The organism is uncultured Winogradskyella sp., from assembly GCF_947498005.1.
In the GTDB taxonomy this organism is placed as follows: Bacteria; Bacteroidota; Bacteroidia; order Flavobacteriales; family Flavobacteriaceae; genus Winogradskyella.
Genome location: NZ_CANMIW010000026.1, coordinates 1 through 1425, shown reverse-complemented (window position 1 = coordinate 1425; position 1425 = coordinate 1). Strand labels below are relative to the sequence as shown.

Genomic DNA, 1425 nt, shown 5'->3' with positions numbered 1-1425 from the left:
AACGTGTTTGTGTATGGTTAGTTGCGTGGTTAAGCAACTAAGTTAGCAAACTTTAACGAACCCGTGAATATTCCGAAGGAATATTCGCAAGTAGGCAGAAACAAAGCAATTAATTATACACGGTGTTGTAAAACGTTATTTTAGCATTCCACTTTCTTTATATGCCTTATATATTACTTTTAAATTCTCTTCTTTCAGAACCTCTTTAATAGTTTCCGTAACTCCATAAATACAACCTTGACAAGTATTTAATTGAATGCTTGATTTGCTAAACTCCTCCATTTTTGATAATTCAGGTGGCTTTATTTCCATTCCTTTTTTTCTTAAAAAGTCAAGTCCAATATATCCATAAGTTGCAATTTCAGGATTCATTGAGTTCAATCGTCTTGCAAGTCTATAATATTTTCTTTGATTTACTAAATCAATCATTGTTTGAGATTCAGTAGGTGGCGTCCCCACAAATCCACAAAATGTTCCATAAACATAAGTATCAGTAGGAAAATCAATAGCACTTTTTGTATCGATTGGAATATTTGTTTTGTTCTGATGTTTATTAAGCAATATTTGAATTTGTTTATCAGAGTATCTTTCGACCAAAATTTCATTTTCAGATGTAAGTTTTAAATAAACCAAGTCGTTATTGCATTTTAAAATATTAAGTTCAAAAACGCTACCATAAATTCTAATTTCACTATTAAGTTGAGTTAAATCGAATTCAAGTTCTCTTTTGAAATTCTCTTGCTTTTTTAAAGGAAAAGGTTTGGTATCATTCTTTTTTTGAATTCTCCAAAAGTTATCAAATTTTTCAAAGATAAAATCATCGTCTTTTAGAACATTGACCATTTCTTGTATTCGTTCTTCTTTTCGTTCTTTATCAAACTCAAAATTAACACGAGAAGGTATTCCAAAATCATTTTTATTGTGTATTTCGATTTTGTATATTTTCTTATTACTATCATATCCTTTTTTTGTAGAATCTTTTTTAATGAAAAAAGAAATACCTTTTTGTGAATGCCAAGCGTATGTTTTAGAAGTAAAACAACCTTTGTCAGAGTAGGTTTCCCAAATTTCTTTCATTGAAGTTTTATTGAGTTCAATACCATTATTTAATTTGGCTTGAAATGGACTTTCCAAAAAAATTGAACGAATAATTTTATTTTTATCATCTGTCTCATATTGAAATGCTAAACCAATTTTCGGATATGTATATCTCGTATATGACTGGTTTGCGTTTAATTCAAATTCATTTCCGTAAAGTTTCTCAACTACTGAAATATTAGTTGTGTCAATTCTTATAGAAACACCTTCAATTCCATTTTGAGGAATAATCAAATTGCTTTGAGAAAAACCTGCTGCAAATGATAAAAAGAAAAGAATTATATTAAGATTACGGATGTTTCTCATAATGTTTTACAACGTGTTTGT

Annotated in this window: 1 protein-coding gene; it reads right to left on the bottom strand. The window is 28.6% G+C overall.

Annotated elements, in window-relative coordinates; all coding sequences use genetic code 11:
- Nucleotides 1-135 precede the first annotated feature (135 nt).
- Nucleotides 136-1332, bottom strand: a complete 1197-nt coding sequence (locus Q0891_RS17180; RefSeq protein ID WP_299103572.1) for a hypothetical protein — start codon at nt 1330-1332, stop codon at nt 136-138.
- Nucleotides 1333-1425 lie beyond the last annotated feature (93 nt).